Source organism: Staphylococcus sp. HMSC062A01, assembly GCF_001836805.1.
GTDB lineage: Bacteria > Bacillota > Bacilli > Staphylococcales > Staphylococcaceae > Staphylococcus > Staphylococcus haemolyticus.
Genome location: NZ_KV830617.1, coordinates 22,867 through 39,944, shown reverse-complemented (window position 1 = coordinate 39,944; position 17,078 = coordinate 22,867). Strand labels below are relative to the sequence as shown.

Annotated in this window: 17 protein-coding genes; 8 read left to right on the top strand and 9 right to left on the bottom strand. The window is 32.0% G+C overall.

Features of this window, described 5'->3' with window-relative positions; all coding sequences use genetic code 11:
• The first annotated feature begins 220 nt into the window (after positions 1-220).
• Entirely contained in the window at positions 221-1,465 is a 1,245-nt protein-coding gene (locus HMPREF2715_RS04400) for an aminoacyltransferase (RefSeq protein ID WP_070839517.1), read from the top strand.
• Between the two features lie 64 nt (positions 1,466-1,529).
• Here the strand turns inward: HMPREF2715_RS04400 and HMPREF2715_RS04395 are convergent, their stop codons facing one another.
• From HMPREF2715_RS04395 to HMPREF2715_RS04380, 4 genes are all read right to left on the bottom strand, one after another.
• Positions 1,530-2,261 (bottom strand): amino acid ABC transporter ATP-binding protein, encoded by a 732-nt coding sequence (locus tag HMPREF2715_RS04395; RefSeq protein ID WP_070581955.1) that lies wholly within the window; start codon positions 2,259-2,261, stop codon positions 1,530-1,532.
• Positions 2,258-2,977, bottom strand: coding sequence for an amino acid ABC transporter permease (locus HMPREF2715_RS04390; protein ID WP_037550342.1), 720 nt, complete (start codon positions 2,975-2,977; stop codon positions 2,258-2,260). Before HMPREF2715_RS04390 ends, HMPREF2715_RS04395 begins: the two co-directional genes overlap by 4 nt.
• A complete protein-coding gene (locus tag HMPREF2715_RS04385) occupies positions 2,958-3,758 on the bottom strand; it encodes a transporter substrate-binding domain-containing protein (RefSeq protein WP_037550106.1) in 801 nt (266 codons plus the stop codon). The genes HMPREF2715_RS04390 and HMPREF2715_RS04385 overlap by 20 nt, the downstream gene beginning before the upstream one ends.
• A gap of 251 nt (positions 3,759-4,009) precedes the next feature.
• On the bottom strand, positions 4,010-5,461 hold the full coding sequence (locus HMPREF2715_RS04380) for an MDR family MFS transporter (protein WP_070839514.1): 1,452 nt from the start codon (positions 5,459-5,461) through the stop codon (positions 4,010-4,012).
• Between the two features lie 167 nt (positions 5,462-5,628).
• Here HMPREF2715_RS04380 and HMPREF2715_RS11855 point away from each other — a divergent pair, with 167 nt between their 5' ends.
• Positions 5,629-5,742 (top strand): putative metal homeostasis protein, encoded by a 114-nt coding sequence (locus HMPREF2715_RS11855; protein ID WP_107609856.1) that lies wholly within the window; start codon positions 5,629-5,631, stop codon positions 5,740-5,742.
• 210 nt (positions 5,743-5,952) lie between these two features.
• Here the strand turns inward: HMPREF2715_RS11855 and HMPREF2715_RS04375 are convergent, their stop codons facing one another.
• Entirely contained in the window at positions 5,953-6,639 is a 687-nt protein-coding gene (locus HMPREF2715_RS04375; RefSeq protein ID WP_011274961.1) for a 2,3-diphosphoglycerate-dependent phosphoglycerate mutase, read from the bottom strand.
• Between the two features lie 430 nt (positions 6,640-7,069).
• Between HMPREF2715_RS04375 and HMPREF2715_RS04370 the strand changes: the two genes are divergently transcribed.
• Entirely contained in the window at positions 7,070-7,648 is a 579-nt protein-coding gene (locus tag HMPREF2715_RS04370; RefSeq protein WP_049426564.1) for an aggregation-promoting factor C-terminal-like domain-containing protein, read from the top strand.
• A 622-nt stretch (positions 7,649-8,270) separates the two neighbouring features.
• On the opposite strand, the gene HMPREF2715_RS04365 is transcribed toward HMPREF2715_RS04370, so the two are convergent.
• The 3 genes from HMPREF2715_RS04365 to HMPREF2715_RS04355 form a co-directional block, all read right to left on the bottom strand.
• A complete protein-coding gene (locus HMPREF2715_RS04365; RefSeq protein ID WP_070839511.1) occupies positions 8,271-9,137 on the bottom strand; it encodes a cation diffusion facilitator family transporter in 867 nt (288 codons plus the stop codon).
• A 216-nt stretch (positions 9,138-9,353) separates the two neighbouring features.
• Positions 9,354-9,734 carry a GtrA family protein gene (locus HMPREF2715_RS04360; protein WP_011274958.1) on the bottom strand — a complete coding sequence of 127 codons (381 nt, stop codon included), beginning with the start codon at positions 9,732-9,734 and terminating at the stop codon, positions 9,354-9,356.
• A 32-nt stretch (positions 9,735-9,766) separates the two neighbouring features.
• A complete protein-coding gene (locus HMPREF2715_RS04355) occupies positions 9,767-11,239 on the bottom strand; it encodes a hypothetical protein (RefSeq protein ID WP_053025056.1) in 1,473 nt (490 codons plus the stop codon).
• Between the two features lie 146 nt (positions 11,240-11,385).
• Between HMPREF2715_RS04355 and HMPREF2715_RS04350 the strand changes: the two genes are divergently transcribed.
• The 5 genes from HMPREF2715_RS04350 to HMPREF2715_RS04330 all read left to right on the top strand — a co-directional run bounded on the left by HMPREF2715_RS04350 (position 11,386) and on the right by HMPREF2715_RS04330 (position 16,426).
• Complete coding sequence (locus tag HMPREF2715_RS04350; RefSeq protein ID WP_070581948.1) at positions 11,386-12,531, top strand: glycerate kinase; 1,146 nt, start codon at positions 11,386-11,388, stop codon at positions 12,529-12,531.
• Positions 12,532-12,548: 17 nt separating this feature from the next.
• Positions 12,549-13,349 carry a hypothetical protein gene (locus HMPREF2715_RS04345; RefSeq protein WP_070581946.1) on the top strand — a complete coding sequence of 267 codons (801 nt, stop codon included), beginning with the start codon at positions 12,549-12,551 and terminating at the stop codon, positions 13,347-13,349.
• Between the two features lie 159 nt (positions 13,350-13,508).
• On the top strand, positions 13,509-14,708 hold the full coding sequence (locus HMPREF2715_RS04340; protein ID WP_053025059.1) for a putative multidrug effflux MFS transporter TcaB: 1,200 nt from the start codon (positions 13,509-13,511) through the stop codon (positions 14,706-14,708).
• Between the two features lie 273 nt (positions 14,709-14,981).
• Positions 14,982-15,650 (top strand): iron-sulfur cluster repair di-iron protein ScdA, encoded by a 669-nt coding sequence (gene scdA / locus HMPREF2715_RS04335; RefSeq protein WP_053025060.1) that lies wholly within the window; start codon positions 14,982-14,984, stop codon positions 15,648-15,650.
• Between the two features lie 11 nt (positions 15,651-15,661).
• Positions 15,662-16,426 (top strand): class I SAM-dependent methyltransferase, encoded by a 765-nt coding sequence (locus tag HMPREF2715_RS04330; protein ID WP_053025061.1) that lies wholly within the window; start codon positions 15,662-15,664, stop codon positions 16,424-16,426.
• Between the two features lie 71 nt (positions 16,427-16,497).
• On the opposite strand, the gene HMPREF2715_RS04325 is transcribed toward HMPREF2715_RS04330, so the two are convergent.
• Positions 16,498-17,019 (bottom strand): GyrI-like domain-containing protein, encoded by a 522-nt coding sequence (locus tag HMPREF2715_RS04325; RefSeq protein WP_053025062.1) that lies wholly within the window; start codon positions 17,017-17,019, stop codon positions 16,498-16,500.
• Positions 17,020-17,078: the final 59 nt, after the last annotated feature.

The window sequence follows — 17,078 nt, the reverse complement described above, 5'->3', positions numbered from 1 at the left end:
TCATAATACTTCTTTTGCAAATACTATCATACAATGGTTTTAAAATATGCGCTAGTTCATAAAAATTTAGTTTTCTAAAAATATTTATTATTATAAATTAAATATATATTTTAACCCACAACTAAAGTACGGTGTGATTTAATAACTTATCTTGTGTAATAGTTGTAGTTATTTGTTAAAATAAAGGATAATTCTTAAAAACGCAGAGGAGTAGATGAATATGAAATTCGTAACTTTATCACCGGAGGAATTTGGGAAATTTACATCCAGTCATTTCTCTCATTACACACAATCTCGAATTCACTTTGAAAACAGAAATGAATTAAAAGGTGATGTGCATGTTGTAGGTGTCAAAGATGACAGCGACAATGTCATCGCTGCAACTTTAATGACTGAGGCACGTGCTTTAAAAGTGTTCAAATACTTTTATACACATCGTGGACCTGTCATGGACTACAGTAATATTGAATTGGTTCACTTTTTCTTTAAATCACTAACAAGTTATTTAAAAAAACATAATTGCTTATATGTATTAGTTGATCCTTATATTTTGGAGAACCTACGTAATGCTGATGGAGAAATTTTAGAAAGTTACGATAACCGAGCAGTCATCAAAACGTTGGAAGATTTAGGTTACAAACATCAAGGATGGACAGTAGGTTATAGCACAATGAGTCAAATACGTTGGTTATCTGTCTTAGATTTAAAAGACAAGTCAGAAGATCAATTATTAAAAGAAATGGACTATCAAACACGTCGTAACATTAAAAAAACGTATGAAATGGGCGTAAAAGTAAGAACGCTACCTATGGATGAAACGGATACGTTCTTTGAATTATTCCAAATGGCCGAAGAAAAACATGGTTTCAAATTTAGAGACAAACCATACTTTTATGAAATGCAAAAAACGTATAAAGACCATGCAATGCTTAAACTTGCCTATATTGATTTAAAGGATTACTTATCTACTCTCCAACAAAAACACGATTCATTAACAGTACAATTATCCGAAGTCGATGCTGTATTAGAGGAAAACCCTAACTCTAAGAAAAATAAAAATAAACGCACACAAATACAACAACAAGTTGATAGTAATGAACGCAAATTAAATGAAACGAAAGATAAAATTGCTGAAGAAGGCGAAACACTTAATCTAGCTGCGGCTTTATACTTATATAATGAACATGAAGTTTATTATTTATCCAGTGGTTCAAATCCTAGATATAATGCGTATATGGGCGCATATCGTTTACAATGGGATATGATTAAATTCGCAAAAGAACATAATGTAGATCGTTATAATTTCTACGGTATTACAGGTGACTTTAGTGAAGATGCTGAAGATTATGGTGTGCAACAATTTAAAAAAGGCTTCAATGCTAATGTTTACGAATACATTGGAGATTTCATTAAACCGATACACCCACTTGCATACAAAGTTAAACAACTATTAGAACGTAAATAACTATAAAGCAAAAAACACTTTTCTAAGTTCAACTTTATGAACTTTAGAAAAGTGTTTTTCATTATTAATCTTCATTAATTACATTTAAGAAACGACGTAATTCTTCTGTCTTAGGATGTTCGAATATTTCGTCTGGTGTACCTTGTTCACCAATACGTCCTTCGTGTATAAAGACGATTTTATTTGAGACTTGGCGTGCAAATCGCATTTCATGCGTTACAATCACCATTGTCATACCTTCATCAGCTAATTCTTTAATTACTCTTAATACGTCATTAACTAATTCTGGATCTAATGCAGAAGTAGGTTCATCAAACAACATTACTTGCGGATTCATAGCTAGTGCTCTAGCAATTGCTACACGTTGTTGTTGACCACCCGAAAGTGTATGTGGACGTTGATCTTTAACACTTGTTAAACCAACTTTTTCGAGTAATCCCATTGCTCTTTCTTTCGCATCTGCTTTACTCATTTTCTTTACAGTTACTAATCCTTCCATTACATTTTCTAATGCAGATTTATGAGGAAATAGATTATAACTTTGAAATACCATACCCGATTGCTTGCGTACGCTCATTTGAGACTTTTTATTATTAGCGGTGTAACTTTCACCATTAACACTAACATTACCTTCAGTCGGAATTTCTAAAGCATTAATCATACGTAGTAATGTCGTTTTACCTGAACCAGATCGTCCAATAAGTGTTATGACTTCCCCTTTTTCTACGTTTAAATCAATGCCTTTAATGACTTCTTTATCATTGAATGATTTATGGATACCACTTAATTCAATCATGAGTTATACCCTCTTTCAATATATGATTCATAGAAGCTTTGGATAACTGAGATAATGAAGCAAATTACCCAATACATAACCGCTACAAGAATATAAATTGTGAAATATTCATATGTTGTAGACGCTACCTCTTGAGCTTTACGGAACATTTCTGCAACTAAGATAAAGCCAAGTAATGATGTATCTTTAATTAAACTTAAGAATGTATTTCCTAAAGCTGGTATTGAAACACGGATCGCTTGAGGTAAAATAATTCTTTGAATCGTTTGTCTATAGTTCATTCCTATAGAATAAGCCGCTTCTGTTTGACCTTTAGGTATAGAAATAATACCACCACGGATAATTTCTGATGCATACGCACCAACATTAAGTGACAAACCGATGATAGCTGAAACAACTGATGATAATGTCCATTGTTCATCAGCATTACCAGTTACTAAGCGTCCTAATTCAGGAATACCATAAAAGATTATGAATAACTGTACGATCATCGGTGTACCACGAATAATTGAAACGTATACTCTTGCGATACCTTTTAAAACTTTACTCGTTGAAATACGCATTAACGCTGTAAATAAAGCAATAATCAAACCTAAGATAAATGTAACTATTGTTATTGGAATAGAATATTTTAATAAACCTTCCAACATTGGTCCAAATGCTTGCCCTGCCGCATCTAATGCATGTTGTTGTTGACTATTTAGGCTCAGAAACATTTTCACCGAACCATTTCTTACCAATTTCCGCTAATTTACCATTTTCTTTTAATGTTTTAAGTCCATCGTTGAAATCAGATACAACTTTATCATCAACATCTTTGTTAAATGTGAATGCTGATTTACTTTGCTCTGCATTTCCTTTGATTGCTTTAATTTTAGCGTTTGGTTTTTGTTTTTTATAATCTAAGTAAGATAAGCTATCGTTGAATGTACCATCAACACGATTAGATAATAATAAGTCCATCGCTTGGTTAAAGCCATCAACTTTAGTAATATCTGAACCTTTATCTTTAGCTAATTGACCATAGTTAGACGTGAATGTTTGAGCCATTTTTTTACCTTTGACGTCATTAAATGATTTAATGTTCTTTTCATTTTCACGTACTACTAAAACTGCGCTTGAATAAGTGTAAGGTGTAGAGAATTTATATTTTTTCTCTCTATCTTTGTTTACACCAACTTGGTTAGCAATAACGTCAAAACGTTTCGCATCTAAACCAGCAAACATTGAATCCCATGATGTTTCATTAAATTTAAGTTTATAACCTTTTTCTTTTGCAACTGCTTTGATTACATCAATATCGTAACCAGTTAATTTGTCTTGTTTATTGTGGAACGTGAATGGTGCATATGTACCTTCAGTACCCACTTTCAGTGTTTTACTATCGCTGTTACTACTACTTGATTTAGAATCACTATTTTTATCAGATGATCCTCCATTACCACAAGCAGCTAACACAAAGATAAGTGCTAAAGCAACAAATAAAAGTCTTTTCATCTACCTTGTCCTCCATATTCCTATTAGATTAGTCAGAATAAATTAATTCTAATCTCATGGGTGGGAATAGTCAACATTATTTTACATTTGCCTAAGTGTTCAGAATGTTTGGATATTAATAAAATAAAAAAGAGACCTAGACATAGAACGTTTTTGTTAAAGGAGCCCTCTATGGTATCCCTTCTATGAAAAAATGCTTAAACATTTTCAACGTTCGTCTTGATCTCTTATTTTAACTATATAAAGTTCATTTAATTATTTTGTAATTTAGCTTCTGCCTTAACCTTTTTCTTACTTTTAATTAAAAATGTAAGCAATAAACTGATGACTGTAATAATAACGGCAAATAAAAATCCTGAATGATAACCATGAAGCATGGCATCAATTTGTATTTGTCCTGCCATTTCTTTTTTATCCATACCTTGATAATCACTCATCGTCGGTTGGAAATTCTTACTTGCTGTACTTAATATTGTTATTAAACCTGCTGTTCCAATTGAACCAGCAATTTGCTGAATGGTATTTGTCATGGATGAGCCATGAGCATTAAGTTCTGGTGTTAGCTGATTCATTGTATGCGTCATTATTGGCATCAAGCCCATTGCAATTCCAATCATACGAATAGCATAAACAGTTGCCAACATTATCGTAGATGTATGTTCATCCATGACTACAAAGTAAGAAGTAGTTATAAGAACAATAGACATACCAATTATTGCTAACACTTTAGCACCAAATGTTTCGTATAACCAACCTGAAATCACAGACATGATAGCCATAACAATTGCTCCAGGTAGTAAGATGAGTCCTGAATCGATAGGCGTTCTTCCTAAAAGATTTTGTACAAACATAGGCAATACTGTTTCAGAACCAATCATCGAAATCATTGTTGCAGCCATAATCGCTAAACCAACTGCAAACTCTTTATTCTTAAATACTTTGAAACTTAGTAATGGCGTTTCAAGTCTCTCTTGACGCCAAATAAATATTCCGACTAATAGTATACCGCCTATTATCGTTATTAATACTAGTGGATCATCCCATCCATCACTTGAAATAGAACTAACACCGTATAATAATCCACCAAATCCTAATATAGATAATATTATAAAAATGAGGTCAATAGGAGTTTTAACTGTTGTTCCAACGTTTTTAATAATTTTTAAAGCTATAAGAAATGTTATTGCTGAAATCGGTGCTACGACATGGAAAAGTGATCTCCAGTCAAAATATTCAACTAAATAACCCGATAATGTAGGACCAATTGCTGGTGCAAGACCTATGACCAATCCAAACATTCCCATATATTTACCACGTTCATGTGGTTTAAAGACATCTAGAATTGTTGTCATCATCAGTGGCATCATAATACCTGAGCCTAATGCTTGAATAATACGCGCGATTAAAAGGATTGTGAAGTTTGGACTAAAACCGCCTAACATCGTCCCGATAAAGAATATCAGAATTCCAGTTAGGAACACTTGTCTTGTTGAGTATCGCTGTATAATGAATGCAGATAATGGAATGACTACACCATTAGTTAGTAAGAATGCAGTTGTTAGCCATTGTACTTGTGAATATTCAATGTTAAAATCTTTCATTATTCTCGGCAACGCTGTAGTGAGTAGCGTTTCATTTAACAACCCGAAAAAGCCACCTAACAACATCGTAAATATCATTGCTAATTTTTGTTTATGTGACATATTATTCCCCTCCTATCTACCTAAGCTTTCAATAGATACATTTGACTATTATACATATATAATTTTAAATTTCATATAAATTTTTTGTGTTATTTTGTAAATCGTAATAATTACTATTTACTTTTAGCTTACTTTCCTTTATCCTTTTTAAAAAGGAGGAATCAAATATGAAACAAGATTTACAAACAGCACGTCGAAATTTGAATAGTCCTAATATCAAAACTCGCAAACGTGCATTAAAAATAATTAAACAATACAAACGTAATCGTAAATCAGCTTAATGTTATCTATTTCTTCCATAAATAACTCCTACAAAGAAAAAAGGCTGTGACTAAATAAAATGTCTCAGCCTTCTTTTACCATATTGGCAGTAGTTGATTGATTTGAAAATGCGCTTAAATCAAGTTTTTTCAAACTTACTCATCCTTGTCGGGATGGGACCACGAATTTATTTTAATTTCTGCCCCGCTCCCACTACTTTAATTTAATAATTATAAATAATAATGATCAATTACATTTAAATTGTCATCTAATTCGTAAATAAGTGGTGCACCAGTTTTAATTTCATAACCAATGATATCTTCATCAGATACATTATCTAAATATTTAATTAATGCACGGATTGAATTACCGTGTGCAGCTACTAGAACTGTTTCTCCATCTAATAGATGTTGAGAAATCTTATCTGTCCATATAGGTACCACACGTTCTAACGTTGTTTTTAAACTTTCAGAATAAGGCATCATACGATGATCTAAATGTCTATAACGACGATCTTTTAAATATGATTCACGTTGTTCTTCAGTTTGTGCTGGTGGCTTAACGTCATATGAACGTCGCCATTGATGCACTTGTTCTTCACCAAATTCTTTTCGCGCTTCATCTTTATTAAGACCTTGTAATTTACCATAATGACGCTCATTTAAACGCCAACTTTTATGCACTGGAATCCACTCTTGATCTGATTCAGCTAATAAAAATTGAGTTGTCTCTAATGCTCTCGTTAACAATGAAGTAAACGCCACATCAATTTCAATACCATTTTCTTTTAATTTACGTCCTGAAGTAATTGCTTCATTTCGTCCTTGTTCAGATAGTTGAACATCTTCCCATCCTGTAAATAAATTTTTAGCATTCCATTCACTTTGACCGTGACGACATAATATTAATTTTGGCATATCAAAACACCTTCCTATACGTTAGTTTTAATTGAATGATTTTGTTTAAAATGACTTAAAACCAATCACTAACTCTAAACTTACTTCCCTATGCTTTGCAACAAGTAACCTACTCTTTTTCTATTACATTTATTATAAAACTATTTCGTTAAATTTCATAATATCTTAAATTCACGCCATTTTTGGCATAAATGACGTTAGTTTGTCATGTTCGTTATCTTCAGTTCATTTTTGATACTATCTTTTGATATTGTAGTAACCTATGTCATTAAATGAGGTGTTATAATGATTCTACCGTAATCAACGGCAAGACGTATTGGGATGCATAATCTAAAAGGATATTAAAAGATAAGTAATTATGACTTTACTTAATTTAATAGCAATTTTAGATTGCTTACAAAAAACCAATTTCTAAAGGAGATTATTTATTATGAAGAAATCAATTTTTGCATTAATGACAATGGTATCTTTAGGTGCCGCAGGATTAGAACCCGGTCAAGCACATGCAAGTGAAATGACACATGGTCAACAAAATCAATCTTGTCAATATAATCAACATACACAATTACAACACAATCAACCATCTCATCAGAGTCAACATTCTAATGTAACATCAGCTGCAACTACACAAGCTAATACAACTAATGTTACTACTAATACATCATCAAGTAACTCCGAATCTACGGCCGATAATAGCTCATCTAGTAACACTTCAAGTGATGACAATTCATCTAATGAAAGCTCATCAAGTGAAAGTACATCTTCAGTATACAAACAATTTATCGCAGCTGGTGGAACAGAAGAGTTATGGGAGAAAATTGTCTTACCTGAATCAGGTGGAGATCCTAATGCGTCTAATGGACAATATCATGGTTTAGGACAGACAAATCAATCTTGGGGCTATGGCTCTGTCGAAACGCAAACAAAAGGCATGATTTCATATGCTAAAGAACGTTATGGTTCAATTGAAGCTGCAATTAGTTTCCGTGAATCTAACGGTTGGTGGTAAAATTTAACAGAGCTTAAGTTCTGAGGCAGAACGCTTAGAATTTATGTTTAAATAACTCGAAAAGCGTCCGGGACATAAATTTTCTGGATAAGTATAACAGACAATTTCTATTGAAATAATATAGGAATTGTCTTTTTTATTTTAATGTAGAATTCCATATGAATTCAAAGTATTTTGGCGCGACTCTTGGCGTTTTAATTATTGAACACAAGTGCTGTTGCACTTGTATAAGGCGTTTTAAGATAGAATACAAAACATAGTTGCGAAGACTCCTAGGGTAGCAGTGCCAGTCGAAGACTACAGGCTGAGACGGCATCCCAGGAACGCGAAGCAGCTTATGTGAGTAATCATCTATCTAACGAACGCCTTTAGAGGAATACAGGCACGAGCCTTTCCTGCAAGAAAGTGTCGCAACTATAATGAGTAAAAATTCATCTAAGAATTTCTTTACAACCCAGTCCCCTAGGCAATTGAGCCAATAATACGAAGTATTATAAATAAAGAAGCTAGTAAATGAAGTTTTTAAGACTCATTTACTGGCTTCTTTATTCGTAATCACTATTTTCAGAAAAAAATCATTAAGATTAACAATGCTTTTGTTCAGAATCTATTCATCTTACTTTTACAAAGTATCCGGTTCTGGATGTACATATACTGATGATATACCTTTACTATGCAAGTGATTTTCCACTCGATCACAAATATCATGTGCTTGTTGAAGAGACAAATGTGCATCAACAACAATCGTAACATCTAAAAATATACTACTTCCATGGTAGCGTCCCTTAAGATTGTTCACATCTTTGACATCATCCACTTCCAATACAACATTACGATATTCTTCAAGATCCTGTTCATTGAATCCATCGCTAAGAGCAAAAATTGACTCTCTAAAAATACCAAATCCGGTATAAACAATTAAAAATCCTAGAATCGTTGCTAAAATAACATCGACAATAGGTAAACCAAGTTGAGTAAATACCAGACCAATTGCCGTACCCATACTAACTAATCCATCTGATAAGTTATCTTTTGCAGCGGACTTTAACGAACTACTCATCGTTTTATGAGCTAATCTCTGATTTATTGCAAACACAACTATCATAATTAACCCACTTATTAAACTTACAAATATTGTGACTACATTTGGTGTATTGTGCTCATTTGTAAATATTCTAGGTGCATTTTCAATCACAACTTGAATACCCACGAACATGATAATAAATGAAACCAACAACGTTGAAATATTTTCAGATTTCAAATGACCATAAGGATGATTTTTATCTGCTGGTTTTATTGAAATTTTCAACCCAACAATAACAGCTATAGATACAATAATATCTGTCATATTATTCAAGGCATCTGCTCTAACAGCTGCTGAATCAAAAACAAATCCAGTAATATATTTAGAAACAGATAAAATAATGTATACTACTAAACTTAAATAAGCGCCTCTTTGTGCCAATTTAAGATTTTCACTTTGAGACATTTTGTTAACCACCTTAAATGCTTTAATATCAATAGTATGTACTATCAAAATATGAATGACAACGTTTTTTGATTTCTATAAAATCCGTATAATTAATCTAATTAAATTTTTAGCAAAACCTAAATTTCACTTTAGCTAAAGCTATAAAATTGTCACTCTTTAAAGTCATTTGAAGTTTCGTATTATAAAAATAAATCACCTAAAGTTGCACGTCATTTAATCCTTTAAAATCCACTTTGAAACAATAAATGTAATTGGAATAGTAATAATTAAACCTGCAAATGGTGCGATTTCAGATGGAAATTGAAACCACTTAACAAAGACATATAATAATAATGTTTGCATACCCATATTTATAACTTGAGTTAATGGAAAGCTTAAAAATTTCTTAAGCGTTGGTCTTACTTTATAAACGAAATAACAATTTAAATAATAAGAAATAACAAAACTTACTAAGAAACCAGCAATATGACTAATCATATAATTCACGTGAAATAATTTTAATAATAATAAATACACAATATAATAATTAAGGGTATTAATCCCCCCCACAATTATAAATTTAATAATCTCAAAGTGGGTTTGATTCAATTTCATCGTCTTTCTCCTTTGTCGTCATTTTTTCTTTTTTAATTTTCAAACGGCAGTAGTTTAAACGAATATTTTTCTGAAATATGATGAAACTCTTTGAAGTTAGTTAAATCTGCTTCATCTGCTGGTGTAATTTCAAATAGGTAAGTTTCATAAGGTAAATGTGATAATGTTATGTGACGCTTATTGCTATCAATTTGCGATTTTACATCTTCTAGTCGTTGTTCACTACGAATATGTACATCAGTGAAAATAATTATATTTATAATTGCAAAGATAAGTATACAACTTTTTAAAAGATTATAATGGTTCAACGTCAAAATGCCTAATTCTGAAATTAAACTAATGAGTACAATTATACAAAGTAAATATGCTAAATAAAATTGTCGAACTGAAACTTCAGTAATTAAAATAACTGGTAACACACTAATTGTAATAGAAACAAGTGACATAAAAACCAACAATCGATTATATGGTAATTGAATGACTAACTTACATGAAATTGCAATGCTAACCATCATTATAAGACACAATAGAGTATTAATGATTTCAAACGTAAATGTCTCTGACAATTGTTTCAAATTAAAAGGTTCATATATAAAGATTTTATATATAGGCAATATACAAATACCTATTTGTAAAATGATTCGCTTTATTGTAGGTAAAGTTAAGAACGCGCTACTTTTTAATAGCAATATCATTAGAATAATCACTATTAAGGATAAAATAATAATATTATTAAAAAAGAGATATCTTGGAATATCTTTTAGAAGTGATATTTCGAACTTATGGTTTAACCCAAGCATGTCTAAGTGTCCTCTTAATGCCTCAACACTTGAGAAGATATAAATATATTTATCATTTAATAGCATCACCATCGCCCCACATAATGAAAGCAACCAACCAAGTACCAGACTATAGTAAAACTTATGATTGCGTATGGCATAATAAATCATTCCTACAAGTAATATACTGGCATTATAAAAAGCTAAAGGCTCAGCAAACCACTGTCCCAATGTACATATTAGCCAAAATATAAAAACTTCAATACGACTAAATTCATCTTTATTAAGTAATACTTTTATTATAAAACTTAAGATATATAAAGAAAAACATGTGCCAAAAACATATGTATAAAAAAATTCAAAATTACCATAGCTTTGTGCAAACAAGGAATTGGGTATAATAAATAATAAAACAGTGCTTAATATTAAATAATTTGTGTCACCAAACTGATTCAATAATCTTAATAAAAGTACCACGATAAAGATTGATATAAACGCAAATGATAATGTACGAAGTAATATAGAATGGACACTTGCAAATTCTAATAAATTGCTAATGTATCTTCCATTAAAATTATTAAAAACATTTCTGACCACTTGCATACCGTGGCCACTACCCCAAAACCAATCTGTACTATGTAAAGGGATAATGTAGCCTAAATAGCCATAATATAGGATCAATCCAATCATCCAGATGTAAAATTCATGATGTTTAAGTCTATGCATGTCGAACTCCTTTATGTCATAAAGTTAATTAAATTAGCACTCGTTTTGGCTCAACTAATTATATTATATTCTTTTTTTATTAATTATACATTCAAATATTATTTTATACTAATTTTAAATATATAAACTATTGGAGGTCTACTAAGATGAATCTTAGAAAAATAGTCATTGCCACTGATTCATTTAAGGAGAGCATGTCAGCTAAAGAAGCTGGTTTAGCAATACAAGATGGTTTCAAGAAAATATTTCATGAAGATATTCACTATGACATTATCCCAATGGCAGATGGTGGTGAAGGTACAACAGATGCTCTAAAGGAAGCGCTTAATGCTAAGACGTACACCATTCCAGTTCATGACCCATTGCATAGAAACATTGAAGCTTCATATGCACTTTCCCAGGATAATCAAGTAGCTATCATTGAAATGGCTGCATCATCAGGACTAGATTTATTGACAGATGAAGAACGTAATCCACTTATTACATCTACTTACGGTGTTGGAGAAATAATATTAGATGCGCTTGATCATCATGTTACTAAGATCATTTTAGGCATTGGAGGAAGTGCTACCAATGATGGCGGTAGTGGCATGTTATGTGCATTAGGCGCTCAATTTCTTGATTCTAAAAATCAACCTTTAAAACTCGGTGGCGGCTACTTATCTGAGCTAGCAAAAATTGACTTTTCAAACTTAGATCAAAGACTTAAGCACGTCACATTTGAAGTTGCTTGTGATGTGACAAACCCGTTATTAGGTGCTAATGGCGCAACTGAAATCTATGGTCCTCAAAAAGGTGCTGACGCTAAGATGATACCAAAGTTGGATTCCGCACTTACAACCTATCATGATATGATAGAACGAGAACTAAATGTAAGTGTCAAAGATATCCCAGGTGCCGGTGCTGCTGGTGGATTAGGTGCAGGTATCCTCGCATTCTTCAATGCGTCACTTTCTAACGGTATTGATATTATATTAAAAGAAATTGACTTTTCGAGAAGAGTGCAGGATGCAGATCTTGTCATAACTGGTGAAGGAAAGATGGATGCTCAAACAGTCTTTGGTAAAACACCTATCGGAGTAGCTAAAGCAGCAAAAGAACATCACGTTCCTGTTATAGCTATTTGTGGTAGTCTTGCCGAAGGATACCAAGATGTTTATAAGCATGGCATTGACAGTGCATTTAGTTTAATTGAGCAACCAGAATCATTGCCTTCATTATTAAATAACGCTAAACGAAACATGACACATACTGCTGAAAATATTGCAAGACTATTCAAACTAACTATTTAAAATATGAGGTGACTATCTTGAAACGAACAGACAAATATAAAGATTCTTACAAATATGATGAACAATATCGCAAACGTAACCGACAAAGCGCGGATGGACGTGCGCGTCATGAACGACGCGAAAGTCAAGAAGCATACAATCGTAACAATTCACGTTATCGAGATGATGATCCGAGATATCGTAATGATGACCATCGATATCAAGATGATTATGATTATCGTGAGGATTATCGCCGACGTAATGATGAATACGATGAAGATGGTAATAGATACTATAACGATCGTGACTTTAGACGCGAACAACAGTTAGAAGAAGAGAACGAAAAAAATAAGAAATCTAAAAAATGGCTAATTGCTATTATTGCAATATTGTTGATTATCGTAGCGGTATTTGCCACAAGAGCAATACTTAATAACAATAGTAGTGATAACCAACAAACGAATAATGCTTCTAATGACAACAATGTATCTAAAGATTATAAAAATGAAGTACAAAATCAAACTGATAATATCAAACAACAAGTAGAAGATGCTAAAAATGACATTAAAGATAAAGTAGATACTGACTCAAGAATTAAACAAATTCAAGAGGATGTTAATAACTTAAAAAATAGTGAACAAACTGGTGAAGATTCTAAATTAACTAAATTTTATCAAGAGCAAGTCAATAAATTAAAAGAAGCTAATAATGCTCAACAAAATAACGAAAGCCAAAGTAAAGTTAATGACTTACTCAACGATGTAAATACAAAATTTGATGAAATTAAAGAGAAATTAAATAGTATTCTTGGAAATTCAAGTGATACAAATTCACAATAATTGGCTTGATTGAGAAAGCTTATATTCAAAACTTTTTGAAAGTTAATCAACCTATATTAGGCGACACAATGAATTCTGTGTCGCTTTTTTATTTTGTAAATTACAAATATACAAAAAACCTTTATAATGTAGTTTGCAAACTTTTTAAGGAGAAACATTATGCAACCTTCAACTCATACAAAATTACCCCTATTGCTTCTAATAGTATTAGGTGTAATGACTGCATTTGGACCTATGATTATTGATATGTATTTACCCGCATTACCTGAAGTACAACATCAATTTAGGTCATCGACATCTGAAATACAACTTACATTATCATTTGCAATGATAGGTTTAGCACTTGGCCAATTCCTATTTGGCCCATTATCTGATGCATATGGTCGTAAAAGAATAGGTCTTATCATATTATGTATATTTTTCTTAGCCACACTTAGTGGCGTATTCGCTACTAACCTAATTTTATTTTTATGTATTCGTTTTACCCAAGGGTTTACAGCCGGTGGTATTATCGTTATAGCCAAAGCTTTCGCTGGAGATAGATACGAGGGCGATTTATTAGCAAAATTTCTAGCATCATTAATGGTCGTGAATGGTATTGTTACTATCATCATGCCATTACTCGGTGGACTATCATTAGCACTTGGATCATGGAGAATTGTATTCATTATCCTAACATTTATAAGTCTATTAGTACTATTAGGCGTCGCTACAATGATGCCAAAGACACATAAATCGGAACACAAATCACTTAACTTTAAAGACATTTTATTAGATTTCGGTAGTCTAATGAAAAAACCACGATTCATTATTCCAATGTTTCTACAGGGGTTAACGTATGTAATGTTATTTAGTTTTTCATCCGCTTCTCCATTTATTACGCAAAAAATTTATAATATGACACCTCAACAATTCAGTATCATGGTCGCTGTTAATGGTGTCGGTTTAATTATCGTGAGTCAGATCGTCGCACTTCTTGTAGCTTATATTAATCGTTTCAAACTTATGATTTATTTAACCTTAATACAAGTTGTAGGTGTCATTTTAATTGTGATTACACTTGCAGTTCATGGTCCCTTATGGATTTTACTTATCGCATTTTTCTTAAATGTATGTCCTGTTACGTCTATTGGGCCACTTGGTTTTTCAATGGCAATGGAAGAACGTACTGGTGGTAGTGGTAATGCGTCTAGTTTATTAGGACTATTCCAATTTATACTTGGTGGTATTATCTCTCCTATTGTAGGACTCAAAGGACAATATGACACAACCCCATACATTTTCGTTATTATGATAACAGCAGTCATTTTAATAACACTACAAGTGATTTATTTTAGAAATCATCGTAACCCAGCATAATAAATCTTTTATTCAATATAACTAGAAGATTAAGACAAAGGATTAAAATGCTACATAAAATCATGCAGTAGTCGACTAAACTGAGAAGATGCTCATATCGAGCTTTTCTCAGTTTTTTGCATTTCATTTTAAAATGAGGCCATTAATTTAAAATCAAAGTTACTCGTTCACAATATTTTAATAACTTTCCAACAAATAGGTGACAGCTATATTTTTTCTAATTGATAATTATTATTAACGATTATAATGAAAGTAAATAAAGGAGGAGTTTTAATGATTACAAATGAATCTATCGTTGCAGAAATTGTTACTGATATCCCACTAAGTGCTGATATTTTCAGAAAATATGGCATCGACTTTTGTTGCGGTGGCAATATATCTATAAATGAGGCAGTTAAAAATAAAAAAGTTGATGCAGAAACTTTAATAGATGAAATTAATGAACTTCCAAACCATGATCAAGGAAACATTAATGTGAAATATCTTGATGCACCGTCATTAATTCAATATATACAATCTCGCTATCACGAAACAATACGTGAAGAATTTAAGAATCTATCCCCTTATGTTACAAAAATTGCTAAAGTTCATGGACCGAACCATCCATTTCTAATTCAGTTACAAGATTTATATCGTCAATATCGAGATGGTATGCTTGAGCATATGGCTCAAGAAGATGAACATGATTTCCCAGCGTTAATTAAACTTTCTCATGGTGAACAAGTAGATCATTCATCTGATATCATTCAAAGCTTAGTTGACGACCACACTCAAACAGGACAATTACTTGAAGACATGCGTGAATTAACTAACCAATATCAACCTCCTAGTGAAGCTTGCCAAACTTGGAGGTTAGTATATCATCGTCTAGAGAATTTAGAACGTGAAACTCATGAACATGTACATTTAGAAAATCACGTACTCTTTAACAAATTCAGTTAGAACAGGAAGTGTTGACTACGGTAACTAAAATAGCCGGCCATACATTTTTAGCACAATTAGGAAAGAAACGTTTACGACCAGGGGGTGTGTTAGCAACAAATTGGCTTATAAATAAAAGACACTTCACCAGTGGCAAACGTGTTTTAGAAGTAGCTTGTAATATGTGTACAACTTCTATTGAATTAGCTCAAAAATATAATTGCCACATTGAGGGCGTAGACTTAAATAAAACCGCTTTAGAAAAAGGTAAACAAAATGTTTCGAAACACAATTTAGATAAGCTTATTCATTTAACGCAAGCCAATGCTATGAAATTACCTTTTGAAGATAAGAGTTTTGATATTATTTTAAATGAAGCGATGCTAACAATGTTGCCTTATCAGATTAAGGAAAAAGTGCTAAATGAATATTATCGAGTATTAAAGCCGAATGGCATTATACTTACACATGACATTGCAATTATTAATAGACAAGAGGCAACAACGGTCATTGATGAATTAAGTAACGCCATCAATATGAAAGTTACACCTTTATCGCCTGAAGATTGGTATCAACTCTATCAAGAAGCTGGTTTTTCAAATATTGAGTCTAAAGTAGGTCCACTATCTTTAATGACTCCAATAGGCATGATTCGAGATGAAGGCCTCCTTGGTACGTTAAAAATTATTAAAAACGCTCTAAAATTAACTAATCGCAAAATGTTTATCAAAATGTTTAAAACAATGCGTAAACATAAAAAGAATATGAATTATATCGTTCATGCAATTAGAAAATAAATTGTGAAAGTATAACAAGAACTGAGAAACGCTTAAAAGAGCGCCTCCTCAGTTCTTTTAATTACAGTATTTTATAGTTTTGTAATACCTATTTTATCTAAATCTTTTGTCTGATCCTCTATAGGAATCCAAATTTCCGTAATATAATCACTACTTTGGGTATTTCCTGGTAAATAATGTTCAAACATAGGTGCTCTAATCGTCTTAAATTTAGCTTGAGGTAATAACTCTTGATAGATTTTAGGCATTATCGATTTAATCGCTTCGGGAACTTTTCCTTTCGCATCTATAACAACATACTTATGAGCTGACAATTCGAGTGTATTAAAGTGAGAATCATTATTATTCGAATTATCACAAGGTACACCAATGAAATAGTCGAAATGATTATCTTCTTTCTGTAAAATGACGCCTAACAATCCTGATAATGTTTGATTACTAAGTTCAATTAAATCATCTACAACCCCATCATTATTTACTTTTTGCCAAAATGACGGTATATCTTTTTGCATCTCATCGCCACTCTCATACTTTCTTAAGACACCGATGAGTTGAACATGATTTAACTGTTCCAATTTATATTGTATTGCCATTCAAATGTCCCCTTTTTCATTTATTCTATATCAATAAAGTCAAAATCCATATTAATATA